Genomic DNA, 16545 nt, shown 5'->3' with positions numbered 1-16545 from the left:
CATAAGGAAAGCTCAGGGGTATTATCCTGAGCTTTTTGCATGAAATGTGAGGAAGGAGGAATATGAGGAGGAGAGAGAGAATCGTATAGATAATAAAAAATGAATGAGCATTCACTCGTTGGGAGGGCGTTTTAACGTGGAACTTTCAAAAGTATGGGAACCGATTCAAATTGGTTCGATGACGTTGCCAAATCGGATAATGATGGGGTCCATGCACGTTGGATTTGAAAAGCTTGAGAATGGTGTAGCGAGGCTTGCTACCTTTTACGCAGAGCGTGCTAAAGGAGAGGCAGGTCTGATCGTGACAGGAGGGGCTGCTGTACATCCAGAAGGCGGTATGGGCGACGAGTATTGCAATGTATACCAAGACGAGGATATCGAGAAATTGCGTCTGATCACGAAAGAGGTTCATCAAGCCAATGGGAGAATTGCGTTGCAGCTGTTCCATTCCGGGCGTTACGCGTACAAGGAAGCAACAGGATTAGACCCGGTAGCACCATCGCCATTGCAGGCGCCGATTAACCGTTGGAAGCCGAGAGAGTTAAGCGCAGAGGAGATCGAAGTAACGATCCAATGCTTTGCTGATGGCGCCGTACGTGCTAAAAAAGCTGGCTTTGATGCCGTGGAAATTATGGGTTCGGAAGGATACTTGATCAATCAATTTTTATCCCCTGTGACCAATAAGCGAGAAGATGAGTGGGGTGGGGACTTTTTACGCAGAGCCCGCTTTGGTATCGAGGTGGCTAAGCGTGCCCGCCAAGCAGTGGGACCCGATTATCCGATTATCTACCGGATGTCGGGATTGGACTTAATGCCAGATAGTACGACGATGGAAGAGACTTTGCAATTTGCCAAAATGCTGGAGGAGGCAGGAGCTGATGCTCTCAATGTCGGAATTGGCTGGCATGAATCACAAGTGCCGACGATTGGCATGATGGTGCCGCGTGGAGCGTATGTATGGGTGGCTCAGCAAGTCAAGCAGGTCGTGAACATCCCGGTTATTGCCAGCAATCGAATCAGCGACATGCGCCAGGCTGAAAAGATTTTGTATGAAGAATGCAGCGATATGGTTTCGATGGCTCGTCCATTTTTAGCGGACCCGTATATCGTTCAAAAAAGTAAAGAAGGACGCTTTGATGAAGTAAACACATGTATTGCTTGCAACCAAGCCTGTCTCGACCATATCTTTGATGGGAAGGTAGCCTCCTGTCTGGTCAATCCTCTCGTGGGCAGAGAAGCAGAGTGGCAGTTGGTTACGGCGGAAAACCGCAAGAAGGTAGCTGTAATCGGAGCGGGGCCAGCCGGCTTGGAGGCAGCTCGTGTGCTGGCAGAGCGAGGGCATCAGGTGGTTATCATGGAGGCCAAAAGACAGATCGGTGGACAATTAAACTACGCCAGACAGGTGCCGGGTAAAGAGGAATTTAATGAAACGCTTCGCTATTATCGGACAGAGCTTGCGCGTCTTGGTGTCGAAATAAGGCTGGGAACAGTGGCAGAGGCAGACGCCCTGATTGAAGAAGGCTTTGCAGAAGTGGTAGTGGCAACGGGAGTCATTCCTCGGCGTCCAGAGATTCCAGGAGTGGAGCTTGGACATGTAAAGGGATATGATGCGGTATTTGAAAAGCGCGCCAAGGTCGGTAGACAAGTAGTCATCGTCGGTGCAGGAGGAATCGCATGTGATTTGTCCCATTTGCTGATGCACGACGAAACGATTTCACCGAAGGCAGCGGAATACTTGCAGGAGTATCGGATTCTGGATGGAAGAGCTGTACAGCAACTGCAACAGCGAAAACGAAAGATCAGCATGTTGCGGCGTGGGAAGCATGTCGGATCGGGCTTGGGTAAAACGACGCGCTGGGCAGTTCTCGCCAACCTGAAGCGACGTGGCGTAGAGATGCTGACACAAATTGAATATAGCCGGATTGCAGAAGAAGGGGTATACTTCATTCAGAACGGGGAGGAACGCATGATACCTGCTGATACGGTCATTGTAGCGGCTGGAGCGACCTCCAACAATTCGCTATACCACGCATTGCTTGATCGGCTGCCTGTGCACCTCATAGGCGGGGCTAAAGAAGCGGGAGAGCTCGATGCTAAGCGAGCGATTTTGGAGGGTGCGACGGTAGGAAGAGCGATTTAAGGTGATGAAAAGATTTTCTATTTCGAAAACAATGGGGATCGGATATGATTAAGAAAAGTATGTCGTCTTTTTAGAAGTTTTGTCGAATCGCTTTTCAACCTCCGCTAATTCTTGCAAAATGAAGTTATACTGTTCAAATTCATTTGATTGGGGGCTCTCGCCTTGATGAACCATAATGGCATTCTCTTAGGGAAACGTTACTTCCTGTACTCGTTAGCACCGCTAGTAGAGGTGGAGGGATGGACGTTTACGATAGCCCCGGGGTTTAAGATGATCGCAGGCGGGAGTGCCAATCCATTACAGACATTAATCAGCGTTTACCGAGAGAATGAAAAGGTAGCGCAACTCGTGCTTCATCATAGACGAAGTGATTCAGATGTCACTGTGCAGGCTGTATCAAGTGATCTCCTGTTAGAAATCGCCCCGGCGACTAGAACTGTAAGTGTAGCAGAAAAGATGTAAGGCACCCTGAACGGGGTGCTTTTCACTTTCGATCTTCAATCATCATTCCGAACAATCGAGGAGGCGGCAGGATCATGGTAGGGAACGAATGGCAGGTAGGTCAGTTTCAATTGTCTTGGCTGAGAGGTGGACTCACGAAGCTGGACGGAGGCGCAATGTTTGGAGTCGTGCCCAAGCCGCTCTGGAGCAAAAGATATCCATCGAATGATCTCAATCAAATCCCTTTGCGTGCTGACCCGATCCTGGTACAGGCTCATGGCAAGCGTATTTTGATTGAATCGGGATTGGGAAATGATCGGCTAACGGAAAAACAGAAGCGCAATTTTGGCTTGGAAGAAGAGTCTCAAGTGGTGGACTCCCTCGCTGCAAAAGGATTGACTCCTGCTGATATTGATATCGTCATCATGACACATATGCACTACGATCATGCCAACGGACTTGTCTCTATTCGTGATGGACAACTTATCTCTACATTTCCGCAAGCTGTCATCTACGTGCAGGAGCAGGAATGGGCGGAAATGAGAGAGCCGAATATTCGCTCGAAGAATACATATTGGGAAGAAAATTGGCGTCCGATTGAGAATCAGGTGAAGACGTACGGAGCTTCGCAGGAAGTTGTGCCGGGAATCACGCTTCATCATACAGGCGGTCACAGCCAGGGACATGCTATCGTACGGATGGAGACAGAGGGGCAGCTGCTTTTGCATCTAGCGGACATCATGCCTACACACGCCCATCAAAATCCATTATGGGTGATGGCCTACGACGACTACCCGATGACATCCATCTTTGCAAAAGACGAATGGATCAACAACGGGATCAAGCAAGGAGCTTGGTTCACGTTCTACCACGATAGCGTTTACCGTGCGGTGAAATGGAACGAACAGGGAGAAATGATTGATCGGATAGAAGTTATTTTGTAAAAAGGACAAGCAAAAGACCGTCAGTGTTTACTGGCGGTCTTTTGTGTTGTTTAAGGTCACCGTGTCCAACCCTATCGAAATTTTGATTACTCTAATAGAAATGTTTCATAATCAAAAAATTTTGAATGCTCATTGACGAACGCCCATTGCCTCTCTACAATGGGAACATCACAGAGCATCTGTTCTGGCAAAGATGGAAAGGCATAACAGTGGTGAGGAGAGAGACAATGAGCTGGATCAAGATGCGTTTACAGGAGTTTCACCCGATCGTCTGGTCATTAGTCGTCGGGACCGTGTTCGTCCGGGCCGCCAGCTCGATGAGCATGCCGTTTTTGTTTTTATACTTGTCTAATCAAACAGATATGAGCTTGGCTATGATCGGATTGACTATTGGAGCAGGACCGCTCGCGGGTACAATCGGAGGCTTTATTGCGGGAGCGTGGTCGGACAGAATCGGGCGCAGGCGAGTCATGCTAGGCGCGTTGTACGTGTGGACGCTCGTGTTCGTCGGGTTTGCGCTTAGTAAAGACCCGTGGATTCTGCTTTTTCTCAATATAGCAGGGGGACTCTGTCGATCCTTCTACGAACCGGTCTCACAGGCGCTGATGGCAGATGTAACGCCACAAGAGAAGCGGCTTCGTGTGTTCGGTATTCGCTACATGGCGATTAACGTGGGGGTAGCGGTAGGGCCTATCGCAGGGGTAGTGCTGGCGAAAAGCTCTGTAGCCTTACCTTTCCTGATGACGGCAGTGATTTATCTCATCTATGTGATTAGCTTGCAAGGATTATTGAACAAATTTGGCATTAAGCAAATTGAGGGTCAAAAGAAAGAAGTGGTTACATTCGGCCGTGCATTCAGTGTAGTCGTGCACGACAAAGCGTTTCGTTTGTACATGCTCGCCGGTGTTTTGGGAGCGATAGGCTACTCGCAAATGTCATCTACGCTGGCAAAATTCGCAGAAATGACGGTCTTGAATGGAACAGAGCTGTTTGCCATCCTGATGACAGTCAATGCGATTGTCGTGATTGTGATGCAGCTTCCGTTGACGAACTGGGCAGAAAAAAAGACGCCTCTCACCGCGATTGTGGTGGGAAACGTCATGTATGCAGTTGGTGACGTGGGTTATGCCTTTGCCAACTCATGGCTGATATTCATTGTGGCGATGGTATTTTTCACAATTGGTGAAATCCTTACGTTTACAGCAGGAGACGTTCTGATCGACCGAATGGCGCCAGAGAGTATGCGCGGCAGCTATTACGGTGCGAAAAGCTTCAGCAACCTCGGCCAGTTCATCGGTCCGTGGATGGGTGGATTGCTGTTGGCACACTACGGAGGTACGACCTTGTTCCTGATTGTAGCAGCTACCTCGATGATGAGCAGTGCCTTCCAATGGGCGGGTGCTCGCGCCTTTGAGGCAACCCGTGGCAAGTCCTTGAATGAAGCGAGGGCTGAATCACTCTAACGCTTGCAAGATACGATCCGCCATCCGTTTATAGCCTTCAGCATTCGGGTGGAAGTGGTCTGTATACAAGTAGTTTTGTTCTTTACGCAAGAACAAGTCGTAGGTCGGCACCACGAATACTTGCGGGTATCTTGAGGCGATTTGGGACGCCTGATTGTTCCAGTCGAGCACAGGCCCGATGGTGTCGACGGATGCTTCGGTATTGCCAAAAGGATTATACAGGGAAGTATAGACGATCGTCGCTGTTTTGTTGACGCTGCGAATCTGTTTGAGAATCTCTTCATAGTTGACCGCAAGCTGATTAAGAGCTGTGGTCACTTTTTCTTTTTCAATGGTATACAGCCCACCTGTCTGCCTGAACAAGTCATTGCCACCGATGGTAAAAAGAATCAGATCGGCTTCAGCGAGCAGCTTCTTCACTTGCTCCTGAGACATTTGTTTGAGCAGCTCAGATGATTCCTGTCCATTAATCGCGAGGTTTGTGAACGTAATCGACTGGCCCGATTTTTTCTCCAATGCTTGGCGAACGAGTCCGACATAGCCTTGGCCATTTGCGTCTCCGGCACCGCGCGTGAGGGAATCCCCTAGTGCGACTACTTTGTGGAGACCCTTTTCTGGTAAAGGAGAGGGTGGCTGCTCTTTTTGGGCAGGTGGGGTTGCTGTGGATGGTGCTAACTGCTGCGGGTTCATCGCGAGGACAAACCCTGTCGCAAATAAAAGAAAGGAGAGTAAAGACAAGAGACCTGCCGTGCGCCAAAGAAATTGGCCGGATGTGCGCATCGGGTATCCTCCTATTCGTTTTAAAGTGTATGGTCATGGTATAATGTGGATGGACATCTTATGACAGTGTACCATAAACAGAACGCCATCGTCAGTTGACGAGGCATGACTCAGATAGGAGGGCGCACATTGGCCGAAACGGTCCTCTCAGTAAAAGGATTGCAAAAAGCGATTGGCAAAAAGTCGATCATTCATGATATTACGTTTGATGTTTTCGCCGGAGAGGTATTTGGATTTCTCGGGCCGAATGGCGCAGGCAAAACCACTACGATCCGCATGCTCGTTGGATTGGCAAAAGCCGATGGGGGAGATATTCACATCGGAGGCATCTCCCTTCAGGAACAGTTTCCGCAAGCAATTGCGCAGGTTGGTTGTATCGTCGAAAATCCGGAGCTATACAAGTTTTTGACGGGTAGAGAGAATCTGGAGCAGTTTGCGAGAATGAGCGGTGGTATTACGCCTGAGCGTATTGAGGAAATCGTTCGCTTCGTTGATTTGGAGAGGGCAATTGATGATAAGGTAAAAACGTACTCACTCGGAATGAGGCAGCGTCTGGGAATCGCGCAGGCACTTTTGCATCGTCCGAAAATATTGATTCTGGACGAACCGACGAACGGTTTGGACCCGGCGGGGATTCGTGAGTTGCGCCAGTTTATTCGCAAGCTTGCCGAGGAGGAAGGGCTCGCTGTCTTCATTTCGAGTCATCTTCTCAGTGAAATCGAGATGATGTGTGACCGGGTGGCGATTATCAGCCAAGGGAAGGTCATTTCGGTTGGATTAGTCAAAGAACTGATGGAGCAGTTTGCTGATCAGGTTGATTGGACAATCCCGTCTTCCCACATACAGAAGGCCGAGGAAGTCCTGCGGAAACTACCAGCAGTGACAGATGTGTGGGTGGTCAGTGAAGAGCGTCTGAAATCACGCATGGACATAGAAAAAGTGAGTGAGGCTAACCAAGCGTTGGTCAATGGCGGCATACCTGTGATGGGGATTGCGACAAAGACGGTTACACTGGAAGACCTGTTCCTTACATTGACGGGAGGAGGGGGAAGTCATGGAGCAGAGCATGGTGGGGCTCGTACAGAATGAAACCATAAAATTGCTGCGTCGGCGCCGTTTTCTCGTCGTTGTGCTGATCTTGGCGATTCTGATCCCGATTTTTACATACGCGCAGTACCGCTCGGTTGTCACTGCACAAGAACGAATGGGGACGACCGACTGGCGCCCGCTATTAACCCAACAAATCGTCGATATGCAAAACAGGCTGGCATCAAGCCGTCTTCCTGAAGAGTGGCGGGATTTTATCAAGGTCAGGATCGCACAGCAGCAATATTATTTGGATCATGACATTAACCCGATGGCGCCGGGTGGACCTACATTCGCCCGTGGCTTTATGGATCAGGCCATTTCGATGTTTTTGCCGATGATTATCGTCGTACTCGCGGTCGACCTCGTATCTTCAGAGTTTAGCGAGGGGACGGTCAAGCTGCTATTAACGCGACCCGTACGGCGTTGGAAGGTATTGACCAGCAAATACATCACCCTGCTGCTGTTTACCTCTCTCACGGTTCTCACGACACTGATTCTCGCTTATTTGCTCTCTGGGGTCGTGTTTGGCTATTCGGGATGGGACCTGCCCATTTTGACTGGCTTTGAAGTGGCGGGAGGAGAGCTCGAGACATCTGGCGCATTCATGCTGCCACAATGGCAATTTTTGCTGATGCAGTATGGGCTAGGCTGGTTCGTCTGCGTCGTGGTTGCCACGGTAACACTCATGGTCTCTGTTTTGGTTCGGAGTGCGGCTGCGGGGATGGGAATTATGATGGCAGCATTAATTAGCGGAACGATCCTGACGCAGATGGCATCCTCCTGGGAATCGTCCAAATACTTGTTCGTGGTAAATTTGCAGCTTACGGATTACCTAAATGGAACACTACCTCCGATTAAAGGGATGACCTTGCCGTTCTCGCTGACCGTGTTGAGTGTATGGGCGATCGCAGCGCTGATCATTGCGTACACGACCTTTATCCGTAAGGATGTCACATCCTAATTTAACAAATTCCGTTACTTAATGACATGTCTGCTCGTCTTTACCATGACGAATGAAAAAGACAGCGAGAGGAGAAAGACGAAACAGAATGGACGTATTATGGAAAGCAGGCTCGGTGACATTATCTGGCATGTTTGAGCTGTGGGCAGCGATCCCTGTAGGTTTTATGTTGCAACTACCACCGGTTCTGATCGGAATATTTAGTGCGGTGGGTGCGATTATCAGCGCAGGTGTCGTCATTTTTTTGGGAGGTTCTTTGCGCGCCTGGCTTTTAAAGCGTGTAGAGAAACGGAGCAAGCGTCAGGGGCGCATGTGGCAGATATGGGATAAATACGGAGTGGTCGGCCTTGGTCTCGCTTCGCCGCTTTTAACGGGAGCCCCACTGGGAGCTGCTATTGGTATCTCGCTGGGAGCCCCTACGAAAAAGCTCATGCTGTGGATGTCAGTGGGCATCATTATCTGGAGTGTGTTATTGACGGCAGGAGTGGCTTTTGGTCTGTTGCAATTCATGGTACCAGAAACGAAATAGCTATATGAAAGAAAACCGCCAATTTCTGGCGGTTTTTGTTCATGCTCATCATAACGTGATTCTGTAGACAATCTCTCCATCGTATACGTCGCCAGTTTCTTCAAAGCCGGTTTGTCTGTATAAATGTCTTGCACCTGCATTGTCTGGGCATACGGTCAGGTTGACAAATCGGCTTTGCGGGAAATGGTTCCGTACCGTATCCACGATCGCTGTGAGAGCCGCTCTGCCATATCCTTTGCCTTGGTACTGGTGATCGATCAAAAAACCGTTGAACCAGTAACACCAATCTGTTGAGGCGTCATAGGTAATCATGACAAACCCAACCATTTCATCAGCGTTATACAAACAGAATGGTTCATATGCGCAGTTGTCACCATCAGGGCGGATATGAACCTTCGCTAATGAAACGGCAACAGACGGGACAAAGCGCTGCTGCTCATCTTGTACCTGCAAGCGTAATGCATCTTGCCAGTTATCTCTGGTTGTTGGAACCAATCGAATAATAAGTCTTCACCTCGATCATCTTGATAGCTTAAGCGTAACCGATCGCTCCTGAAAAATCTTCCTTTTCTGCTTGGGCGTTTTTTCGTAAAATAAACAAGGATACAAATAGAAAAGTTCCCGAAAGTGAGGTAACTGACATGGACGAGAAAAAAGAAGCGTTGGTCCCTGAACTGGAGGATCTCGTTCGTAAATTTACAGAGCTGTTGACAGGAGAAGCGACTCCTGAGCGCGTAGAAATGGTAAAAGTATGGTGCCTGTACACGACAATGGCAAAAGCAATGCCTCCGCTGATTCAGCATTGGGGAAGCGAGCCTGAGCATATGGAAGCACGGAATCAAATTCGGGAAATCATCGAGCAAATCAAGCAGTGGAATCAGGAGAAAAATCAAAAGCATTAAAGAGTAGGAAAAAACGCTGTCTCTTTGCGAAAGAGAACAGCGTTTTTTTACTTCAATCCAATCTCTAATCGGCGTAGAGGCATCAACTCTCCTTGGTACTGTAACAGCCCCTGCTTGATCAGCTCATGAACCCGGTATGTCAAATACGTGTCACCAATACATTGATCGCTTTCCCCCATGACGGTACCGATCACACGTGCAGCCTTTTGGAACTTATTTGATGCATGTTCCAAGAGCAAGGCATCATAATAATCCTCCGATACTTCTAATACCTCACCCTGTTTGTAAACGCGCAGCGTGCTATCAGATTGCGACCACTTTTCCCATTCGAGGATGAGGCTTTGTACGAGAGGCGCAGGCATATTCTTTTTCACCTGATAAGCGTCCACCACCAATTTGGGAGGGAGGGCACCCGCGCTTTTCAATACATAAGATACCTCGTTGCCATCTATGTTTCTTACTTTGTAATCGCAATTCACACTAAATGCCGTTATATCGATTCCTTCGAATGAGAGGTTTTTATCCTGAAGCATGGAGACAACATAACGAATCCCTATGCTGTCAGATGCGTTCTGACCATACCACAGAATTACGCTACTGCCATCAGGGACCTGTGATGGCAAGGTTAGATTTCGCAGCAGGTATGCTTTTATCGTTGTCAGGTCTTCGTTAGAGATCGGTTCTACTTGCTTGAAGAAAGAATGAATCCATTCAATCCTTTCATTCATCCCGGTTGCGGTCTCCAGTTGATGTAGCGGTCCAACTGAAAAATCATCCTCGATACAGATGATGCTTTCTGTTTGTAGTAGATTCTGTTTGCGGAAGACCGATCGAAGTGTACCGTAGGCAGATAGGCTGAAGCAGATGTGAAATTTGTTCATTCGTTAGCTCCTCATGATTAAAAAGACACGATCCCGAAAATCAGGTCGTGTCTTTTCCGATTGTAGGGATCTTTTTACGGATTCCACGTGATATGTTTGGTAGCATCCATTAATTCATTTAAGGTAACTCCGTTTGCGGTCACTACCACATACAACGATTGGTTGTCGGATTGAGCGTTAAAATGAACCGCATGCTGGGCTGTTGATCCTTTTGAATCCGTTTGATCAAAAGAAACGGCGATGGCTTGCTCTCCGTTGACAGCGAACAACTGAGTAGCGGAGAAAGTGCCTGGGATAGAGAGGCTGCGCTTGCCTTCTGTATTGCGCACAACATCTAGGCGAATCCAGTCGTTGTTCCGCTTGTAATCGGCAGTTAAGCGAGTCACCTTCTGACTGGTTTCGGATTCATATTGGACCGATACCGTACTCATCGAGAACCCATTCGGTGCTTGCGAGAGGGCAGGTACGGGCATATCTGATGCTTGTACAGCAGTGTTCAAATCCGAGAAGGAGGAAAGCGTAATGGGCTGCTTCGCTACCGCCGGCAACGTTGGACCCACTAATGCGTTCTCAGTCTTACCGCCATCAGCAGTGTCTGGTTCCACTTGGGAAGCGATCCCAAAAGTCGTAGGCTTCTCAGCAGCGGCGCCATTGGCTTCCTTTGCAGCTACTTGGTTACCAGTATTTGCTGACACGGCTGGAACTTCCGATTTCGCTTTTGCTGCTTGATCAGCTGAGTTCCCTTGTAATCCGCGAGATGCCACGCTGTTCTGCCCGTCTTTATTGATCGTACGTGGCTCGGATGTTACTACTTTTTCCTCTGGTTTCACCATCGCAATCGCATTGTTCGATTGGGGAGGTGATGCAGGAGGTGTATCTTTTGCAGGTGCAGTCGGAGCGACCTGCGATTGTGTAGCGGCGGACTCTGGCTTGCTTTCTGCTTTTTTCATCGTCGGACTATCGGCTGCTGCTGGTATGGAAGCGATAGCAGGTGCTGGGGCTGACGGTGCCGATTTTGATTCCGTATCGGTAAATGCAAAAGTGTTCTGGTTGTCTTTCATCCCGGTTTCTTGAATGGCAGCCATTTGAAGATTATCCGGTGCCATTTGTTGGTAGCCGACGAAACCAACTGCGAGCAAGACAGCCGCTGCGCTAACCCAGGCGTATGAAGGGAAGCCTTTGGTCCAACGCTTGTTTGGCTTTACGATCACTGTGCTCGTTTGTTGCTCTGAAGATGCAGTAGCGGCGTGAGGGGGTACACCTTTTTCGGCGGTCTGGTAGATTGCTTGCATGATTCTGTCTTCCAGGTTCGCTTGAGGTAGTGGAACCTCCTTCAAGAACTGCACCTCCTCTTCTGTTGTCATTTGCGTTTCTATCCAAGCGATGCATTCGTCACAGGTTTCAATATGTGAGTGTGAATCGCTATCTGTGTCATCTAGCCATGCTTTTCTAAATGCCTGGCAGTTCATGTACGAGCCCCCCTTCCTTGCGGGATAACAATTTTGCGAGTTCCTGACGAGCACGCAAGTAACGGACGCGAGCTGTAGATTCGGCGATGCCGAGGAGTGTAGCTATTTTTTCAAACGGATATTCGTGCGTACAGCGAAGGACAATCACTTCTCGATAAGAATCCGACAGTAAGGCAAAGGCCTCCTGAATTTCTCGACGTTGCTCCTTTGTCATGAGCGATTCCTGAGGGGATTCATCCCGTGTATTTGATGGCACATAGGCCAATTGTTCATCCGAGTCATGATACTTTCGGCGACGCAAGAAGTCGATGCTCTTATTTCGGGCAAGCGTATGTAACCAAGAAGAAAACTGGCTGTCCCCGCGGAAAGTGGACAATTTTTCATACGCTTTTACAAATACTTCTTGAGTGAGATCCTCTGCATCAGAGCGATTGTTTACCATTTTGTAAATGAAAACATAGATCATATGCTGATATCGCTGGATGAGGTCGCGATACGCTTCGATGTCGCCTTGAAGAATCCGCTGAATGATTTCGGCGTCGGATTGCATTGAATCTTTGGCCTCCCTTCCCTCTATGAGACGCTGGTTATTCGTAAACGTTTCAGACCAGCGTTTCGATTTCTATAATATCGTATGGATAGCCTTGTTCGACCAGAAAAAGCTGGCGATGGAGCGAAAACTCCTGCTCTCTCGTGTCTCGTGTTACCAATGTATAAAAATGGGCGGTGTTGTCGTCTGTTTTGGGCCTTAAGATGCGTCCCAGGCGCTGTGCCTCTTCTTGTCTGGAACCATACGTCCCGGAAATTTGGATCGCGACGTTGGCATCCGGTAAATCAACCGCAAAGTTGGCTACCTTGGATACGATCAGGCGTGTAATTTCCCCTTTTTTAAACTGCGTGTACAAAAGCTCACGTTCTTTGTCCGGTACTTTTCCTGTAATGAGTGGCAGTTGGAGGGCCGTTGCCATCTGTTCAAGCTGATCGATATATTGCCCGATGATCAAAACACGATCGTGGGCGTGCCTCTCCAATAGCTCGCGGACGACCTCCAGTTTTTTTGGATTTTCTGCCGCAATGCGAAACTTTTGACGAGCGGTTGCATGTGCATAAGCCTCACGCCACTTCGGCTCAAAGGGGAGTCGAATTTCTCGGCAATGCGCCTCCGCGATCCAGCCTTGCTCTTCCATGACTCTCCACGGAACCTCGTACTTTTTTGGACCAATTAGCGTGAAAACATCTTCCTCCCGCCCGTCTTCCCGAACAAGAGTAGCAGTCAGCCCAAGTCTGCGAGTGGCTTGAATCCCAGAAGTAACACGAAAGATGGGTGCGGGCAACAAATGCACCTCATCGTAAATAATAAGCCCCCAGTCGCGCTCTGAAAAGAGTTTCAGATGAGGAAAATCATCTTCGGCGGTGGGGCGGTATGTAAGAATTTGATAAGTCGCCACAGTAATTGGCTTGACTTCTTTATTGTCACCAGTGTATTCGCCGACCATATTTGGATCAAGTCCTGTTTTGTCCAAGAGCTCTGCAATCCATTGACGAACCGATGTCGTATTCGTGGTCAAAATGAGTGTGGCTGTTTGCAATTGGCAAATGGCACCAAGTCCAATGACCGTTTTTCCAGCACCACAGGGCAGGACGAGTACACCGCTTCCCCCGGTCACAGCTCCACCAGAATAGAAGGCATCGACAGCTTCTTTTTGATAAGAGCGCAAGGAGAATGCTCGGCCTTGGGATGTCGTTTCCCGCAAGCTGACTGCACAGGATTCTCCTTCTGTATAGCCCGCCAAATCTTGAACAGGAAACCCGAGCTTGATCAGCTCTTGTTTAATCAGACCGCGCGCATAGCTTTTGATGACGAATTCATTCTCAAAAAGAGCAGCGATTGATTTATAACTGGTCACCTCTGCTAAAAGAAGGGGGTCATCACTCATTAATACGAGATGATCACCAATGCGTTCCAAACGAAACAAGCCGTATTTTCGCATCGTATCTTCTATTTCTTTGACGATGGTAGGTGGGACACCGTACTTGCTATAGCTGCCAAGCACGTCCGTTACCTCTTGTGATGTAAGACCAGATGCAGCCGCATTCCAAAGCGATAAAGGGGTGATCCGATAGGTATGGATGTATTCTGGGTTCTTGATTAGCTCGGTAAAACCACTGATAGCTTGTCTGGCCTCGGAAAATAAAGGATGCTGTGTTTCCAACAATATCGTCCGATCGCTTTGAACGATCAAGGGCAGGTCTGGACGGTACGACAATAGACTCACCTCATTACAAAAGGCATAGGAATCAGCACTATGGTATCACAATCTCAAAAAGAAAGAAAAACGAACAGGTAACATTTTGGCGAGGATGGGAAACAATATCCCAAAGCATGGACGGAAAGGACGGCGGGGAGCATGACAATTTGGGGAAGCTTGTTTAATTTGATCTTGGTCATGATCCTCGTACTCCTGAACGGGTTCTTTGTTGCGACTGAATTCGCGATTGTAAAAGTTAGGGAATCGCGTATTGTCCAGCTCGCAGCGGAAGGAAACAAGCGCGCTGTTGACGTCGAGAGGGTCCTGCACAATTTGGATGCTTATCTCTCCGCGTGCCAACTCGGGATTACGCTGGCTTCATTAGGACTCGGTTGGCTGGGAGAGCCTGCTGTCGCGCATCTCCTGCATCCAGTTTTTCGTTACTTCCATTTAAATGAAACGGTTGTTAGCAGTATTTCCTTTATTATTGCTTTTTCGCTGATTACGTTTTTGCATATCGTGCTGGGGGAGCTGGCTCCTAAGACACTGGCTATTCAATACTCCGAAAAGGTGGTACTTGCGGTAGCCAAACCGATCCAGCTCTTCTACAAAATCATGTATCCCTTTATTCAAATGCTGAACTGGGCCGCGAGTCGTTTTCTTGCGCTCTTTCATATATCCTTGGAGCCGCATCAAGAAGCACATACAGAAGAAGAGATTCGCATTCTCGTCAATGAAAGTCACAAAAGTGGCTTGATTGATCAAACTGAGCTGATGCTGGTCGATAATATTTTTGATTTCTCGGAGACGATGGCAAGAGAAATCATGGTTCCACGTACAGATATGGTTGTCTTGAACCTGCGCGATCCCTTTGACGAAAACGTCAAGCATGTCCAAAATGGACGGTTTACCCGCTATCCGGTAGTGGATGGAGACAAGGACCATGTTGTGGGTAGTTTGCACATCAAGGATATGTTGACAGGGCTTCTGGAAGGGGAGAGCAATGACCTTCAGAGCTTCATGCGCCCTATTTTGACTGTGCCGGAGACGATCTCGATCAGCCGGTTGCTGACTATGCTACAAAAACAACGAGGACAAATGGCGATTATCATTGACGAGTATGGGGGCACTGCGGGGCTAGTGACGCTTGAAGATATAATGGAGGAAATTGTCGGAGATATTCAAGACGAGTTCGACGACGAGCGCCCCGAGGTGGAGCGAAGTGACGGGATGCTGTCATTGGACGGGCGTATGCTACTGGAGGAAGTGGGCGATTATCTGGACATCGAATTGGAGTCAAGCGATGTAGATACGCTAGCAGGTTGGATTTACATGCAAATCGATCATCCGCCGCGCGTGGGGGATCGAGTAAAAGAGGGGAAGTACGAATTTGTCGTGGGAGAAGTCGACCATTACAGAATCACCAGGGTATATGTAAAGAAAATCGGCAAAGCAGAGGAAGAAGTCAATTTTACTTAAGTAAGGAAAGGGGCTTCTCAATGCGCAATAATATGCTATAATGGGACACAAGTTGCCTAGATGGCAATGAGCCTAATTGCTTAGGGCGATTAGAGCAGCTGAGAGTAGAGACTAGAGGAGGAAGTACAGATGAGACGAGCAGTCAGTATGGTACTGACCGCATTGCTGGCGTTTTCTTTGGCAGCATGTGGCAACGAAACAGGTGGGAAAACAGAGACAGCAGCAACGACAGGCCAAGGGCAAACAGTGAAGCTGGGGCTGACGCAATTCGTGGAGCACCCTGCGCTGGATGCTATTCATAAAGGAATTTTGGATGGACTGAAGGATGCTGGCTACGAAGAGGGCAAGAACTTGGAGGTAGACTCCCAAAACGCCCATGGCGACATGAACAATACGGTCTCGATCGCACAGAAGTATGCCGGAGATAAAAAGGATCTTGTCGTAGCGATTGCGACGCCATCCGCTCAGGCTGCAGCCAAGGCGATTGCAGATAAACCTGTTATTTTCAGTTCCGTAACAGACCCGATCTCGGCTCAACTGGTTGGCAGTCTGGAGAAGCCAGACAAAAATGTCACCGGGACGTCCGATAAAGTATCGATGGAACAACAATTGAAGCTGGTGAAAGCATTCCTGCCTGAGTTGAAAAAGCTGGGCGTGATCTATACGACCTCCGAAATTAATTCAGAGGTACAGGTCAAGGAATTGGAAGACGCAGCGCAAAAAGAAGGCGTAGAAATCATCAAGGCTGGCATTTCGCAGCTATCCGAAGTGCAGCTAGCAGCACAATCGCTTGCTAGTAAAGCAGATGCCATTATTATCCCAATTGACAACACGGTCGTATCTTCGTTTGAAGCGGTACTCGGAGCAGCAGAAGGAAACAAAATCCCTGTCTTTGCTTCTGATACCGATACAGTGAAACGTGGAGCGGTTGCTACGTATGGGATTGATTACTACCAAATCGGTAAACAAACAGGCGATATGGCTGCCCGTATCTTAAAAGGGCAGAGTGTTGCTGATACTCCTGTAGAGATTTCGAAACAAGCTGATTTGTATATTAATGAAACAGCTGCTGCAAAGTTTGGTCTCACTATTTCTGAGGCACTCAAACAACAGGCGAAAGAAATCATCAAGTAAAAAGAGAGCGTCATGCTCTCTTTTTATTCTTTTAAAACCGTTTTATCCATGTTAAAATTGTAGAAAAAAATTCACGAGGGGGAA

Annotated in this window: 16 protein-coding genes; 10 read left to right on the top strand and 6 right to left on the bottom strand. The window is 48.4% G+C overall.

From position 1 onward, the window contains the following. The first annotated feature begins 136 nt into the window (after positions 1 to 136). The 4 genes from HP398_RS07695 (at position 137) to HP398_RS07680 (ending at position 4988) form a co-directional block, all read left to right on the top strand. Positions 137 to 2140, top strand: coding sequence for an oxidoreductase (locus HP398_RS07695; protein WP_173622292.1), 2004 nt, complete (start codon positions 137 to 139; stop codon positions 2138 to 2140). Positions 2141 to 2305: 165 nt separating this feature from the next. Continuing rightward, the gene (locus tag HP398_RS07690) at positions 2306 to 2602 is read left to right on the top strand and encodes a hypothetical protein (protein WP_017250353.1); all 297 of its coding nucleotides are present in this window, start codon (positions 2306 to 2308) and stop codon (positions 2600 to 2602) included. Between the two features lie 74 nt (positions 2603 to 2676). After that, entirely contained in the window at positions 2677 to 3525 is an 849-nt protein-coding gene (locus HP398_RS07685) for a YtnP family quorum-quenching lactonase (RefSeq protein ID WP_017250352.1), read from the top strand. Between the two features lie 227 nt (positions 3526 to 3752). Then, the gene (locus tag HP398_RS07680) at positions 3753 to 4988 is read left to right on the top strand and encodes an MDR family MFS transporter (RefSeq protein WP_017250351.1); all 1236 of its coding nucleotides are present in this window, start codon (positions 3753 to 3755) and stop codon (positions 4986 to 4988) included. Here HP398_RS07680 and HP398_RS07675 read toward each other — a convergent pair. Beyond that, positions 4980 to 5768: a GDSL-type esterase/lipase family protein gene (locus tag HP398_RS07675; RefSeq protein ID WP_173622291.1), complete on the bottom strand. Its 789-nt coding sequence runs from the start codon at positions 5766 to 5768 to the stop codon at positions 4980 to 4982. The two genes, HP398_RS07680 and HP398_RS07675, sit on opposite strands and share 9 nt — an antisense overlap. Positions 5769 to 5897: 129 nt before the next feature. Between HP398_RS07675 and HP398_RS07670 the strand changes: the two genes are divergently transcribed. The 3 genes from HP398_RS07670 (at position 5898) to HP398_RS07660 (ending at position 8347) form a co-directional block, all read left to right on the top strand. After that, positions 5898 to 6857, top strand: coding sequence for an ABC transporter ATP-binding protein (locus HP398_RS07670; protein ID WP_254475922.1), 960 nt, complete (start codon positions 5898 to 5900; stop codon positions 6855 to 6857). Continuing rightward, on the top strand, positions 6823 to 7818 hold the full coding sequence (locus tag HP398_RS07665; protein WP_173622289.1) for an ABC transporter permease: 996 nt from the start codon (positions 6823 to 6825) through the stop codon (positions 7816 to 7818). The genes HP398_RS07670 and HP398_RS07665 overlap by 35 nt, the downstream gene beginning before the upstream one ends. A gap of 88 nt (positions 7819 to 7906) precedes the next feature. Continuing rightward, complete coding sequence (locus HP398_RS07660) at positions 7907 to 8347, top strand: small multi-drug export protein (RefSeq protein ID WP_017250347.1); 441 nt, start codon at positions 7907 to 7909, stop codon at positions 8345 to 8347. A gap of 48 nt (positions 8348 to 8395) precedes the next feature. Here the strand turns inward: HP398_RS07660 and HP398_RS07655 are convergent, their stop codons facing one another. Further along, complete coding sequence (locus tag HP398_RS07655; protein WP_173622288.1) at positions 8396 to 8842, bottom strand: GNAT family N-acetyltransferase; 447 nt, start codon at positions 8840 to 8842, stop codon at positions 8396 to 8398. 146 nt (positions 8843 to 8988) lie between these two features. On the opposite strand from HP398_RS07655, the gene HP398_RS07650 reads away from it, so the two are divergent. Then, the gene (locus tag HP398_RS07650) at positions 8989 to 9249 is read left to right on the top strand and encodes a YusU family protein (protein ID WP_015892299.1); all 261 of its coding nucleotides are present in this window, start codon (positions 8989 to 8991) and stop codon (positions 9247 to 9249) included. Between the two features lie 47 nt (positions 9250 to 9296). Here HP398_RS07650 and HP398_RS07645 read toward each other — a convergent pair whose 3' ends face one another. The 4 genes from HP398_RS07645 to HP398_RS07630 form a co-directional block, all read right to left on the bottom strand. After that, the gene (locus HP398_RS07645) at positions 9297 to 10130 is read right to left on the bottom strand and encodes a DUF1835 domain-containing protein (RefSeq protein WP_173622287.1); all 834 of its coding nucleotides are present in this window, start codon (positions 10128 to 10130) and stop codon (positions 9297 to 9299) included. Positions 10131 to 10204: 74 nt separating this feature from the next. After that, positions 10205 to 11599: a hypothetical protein gene (locus tag HP398_RS07640; RefSeq protein ID WP_173622286.1), complete on the bottom strand. Its 1395-nt coding sequence runs from the start codon at positions 11597 to 11599 to the stop codon at positions 10205 to 10207. Beyond that, the gene (locus tag HP398_RS07635) at positions 11580 to 12149 is read right to left on the bottom strand and encodes an RNA polymerase sigma factor (RefSeq protein ID WP_007716978.1); all 570 of its coding nucleotides are present in this window, start codon (positions 12147 to 12149) and stop codon (positions 11580 to 11582) included. Before HP398_RS07635 ends, HP398_RS07640 begins: the two co-directional genes overlap by 20 nt. A 52-nt stretch (positions 12150 to 12201) precedes the next feature. Beyond that, positions 12202 to 13866, bottom strand: coding sequence for a DNA repair helicase XPB (locus HP398_RS07630; RefSeq protein ID WP_217368555.1), 1665 nt, complete (start codon positions 13864 to 13866; stop codon positions 12202 to 12204). Positions 13867 to 14007: 141 nt separating this feature from the next. Here HP398_RS07630 and HP398_RS07625 point away from each other — a divergent pair, with 141 nt between their 5' ends. Both HP398_RS07625 and HP398_RS07620 read left to right on the top strand, forming a co-directional pair. Further along, the gene (locus tag HP398_RS07625) at positions 14008 to 15327 is read left to right on the top strand and encodes a hemolysin family protein (RefSeq protein ID WP_173622284.1); all 1320 of its coding nucleotides are present in this window, start codon (positions 14008 to 14010) and stop codon (positions 15325 to 15327) included. A gap of 129 nt (positions 15328 to 15456) precedes the next feature. Then, positions 15457 to 16461: an ABC transporter substrate-binding protein gene (locus HP398_RS07620; protein ID WP_069851401.1), complete on the top strand. Its 1005-nt coding sequence runs from the start codon at positions 15457 to 15459 to the stop codon at positions 16459 to 16461. The last annotated feature ends 84 nt before the right edge of the window (positions 16462 to 16545 follow it).

The organism is Brevibacillus sp. HB1.4B, from assembly GCF_013284285.1.
Taxonomy (GTDB): domain Bacteria; phylum Bacillota; class Bacilli; order Brevibacillales; family Brevibacillaceae; genus Brevibacillus; species Brevibacillus porteri.
The sequence above is the reverse complement of the archived record's forward strand: the minus strand, read 5'-3'. Positions and strand labels throughout refer to the sequence as shown.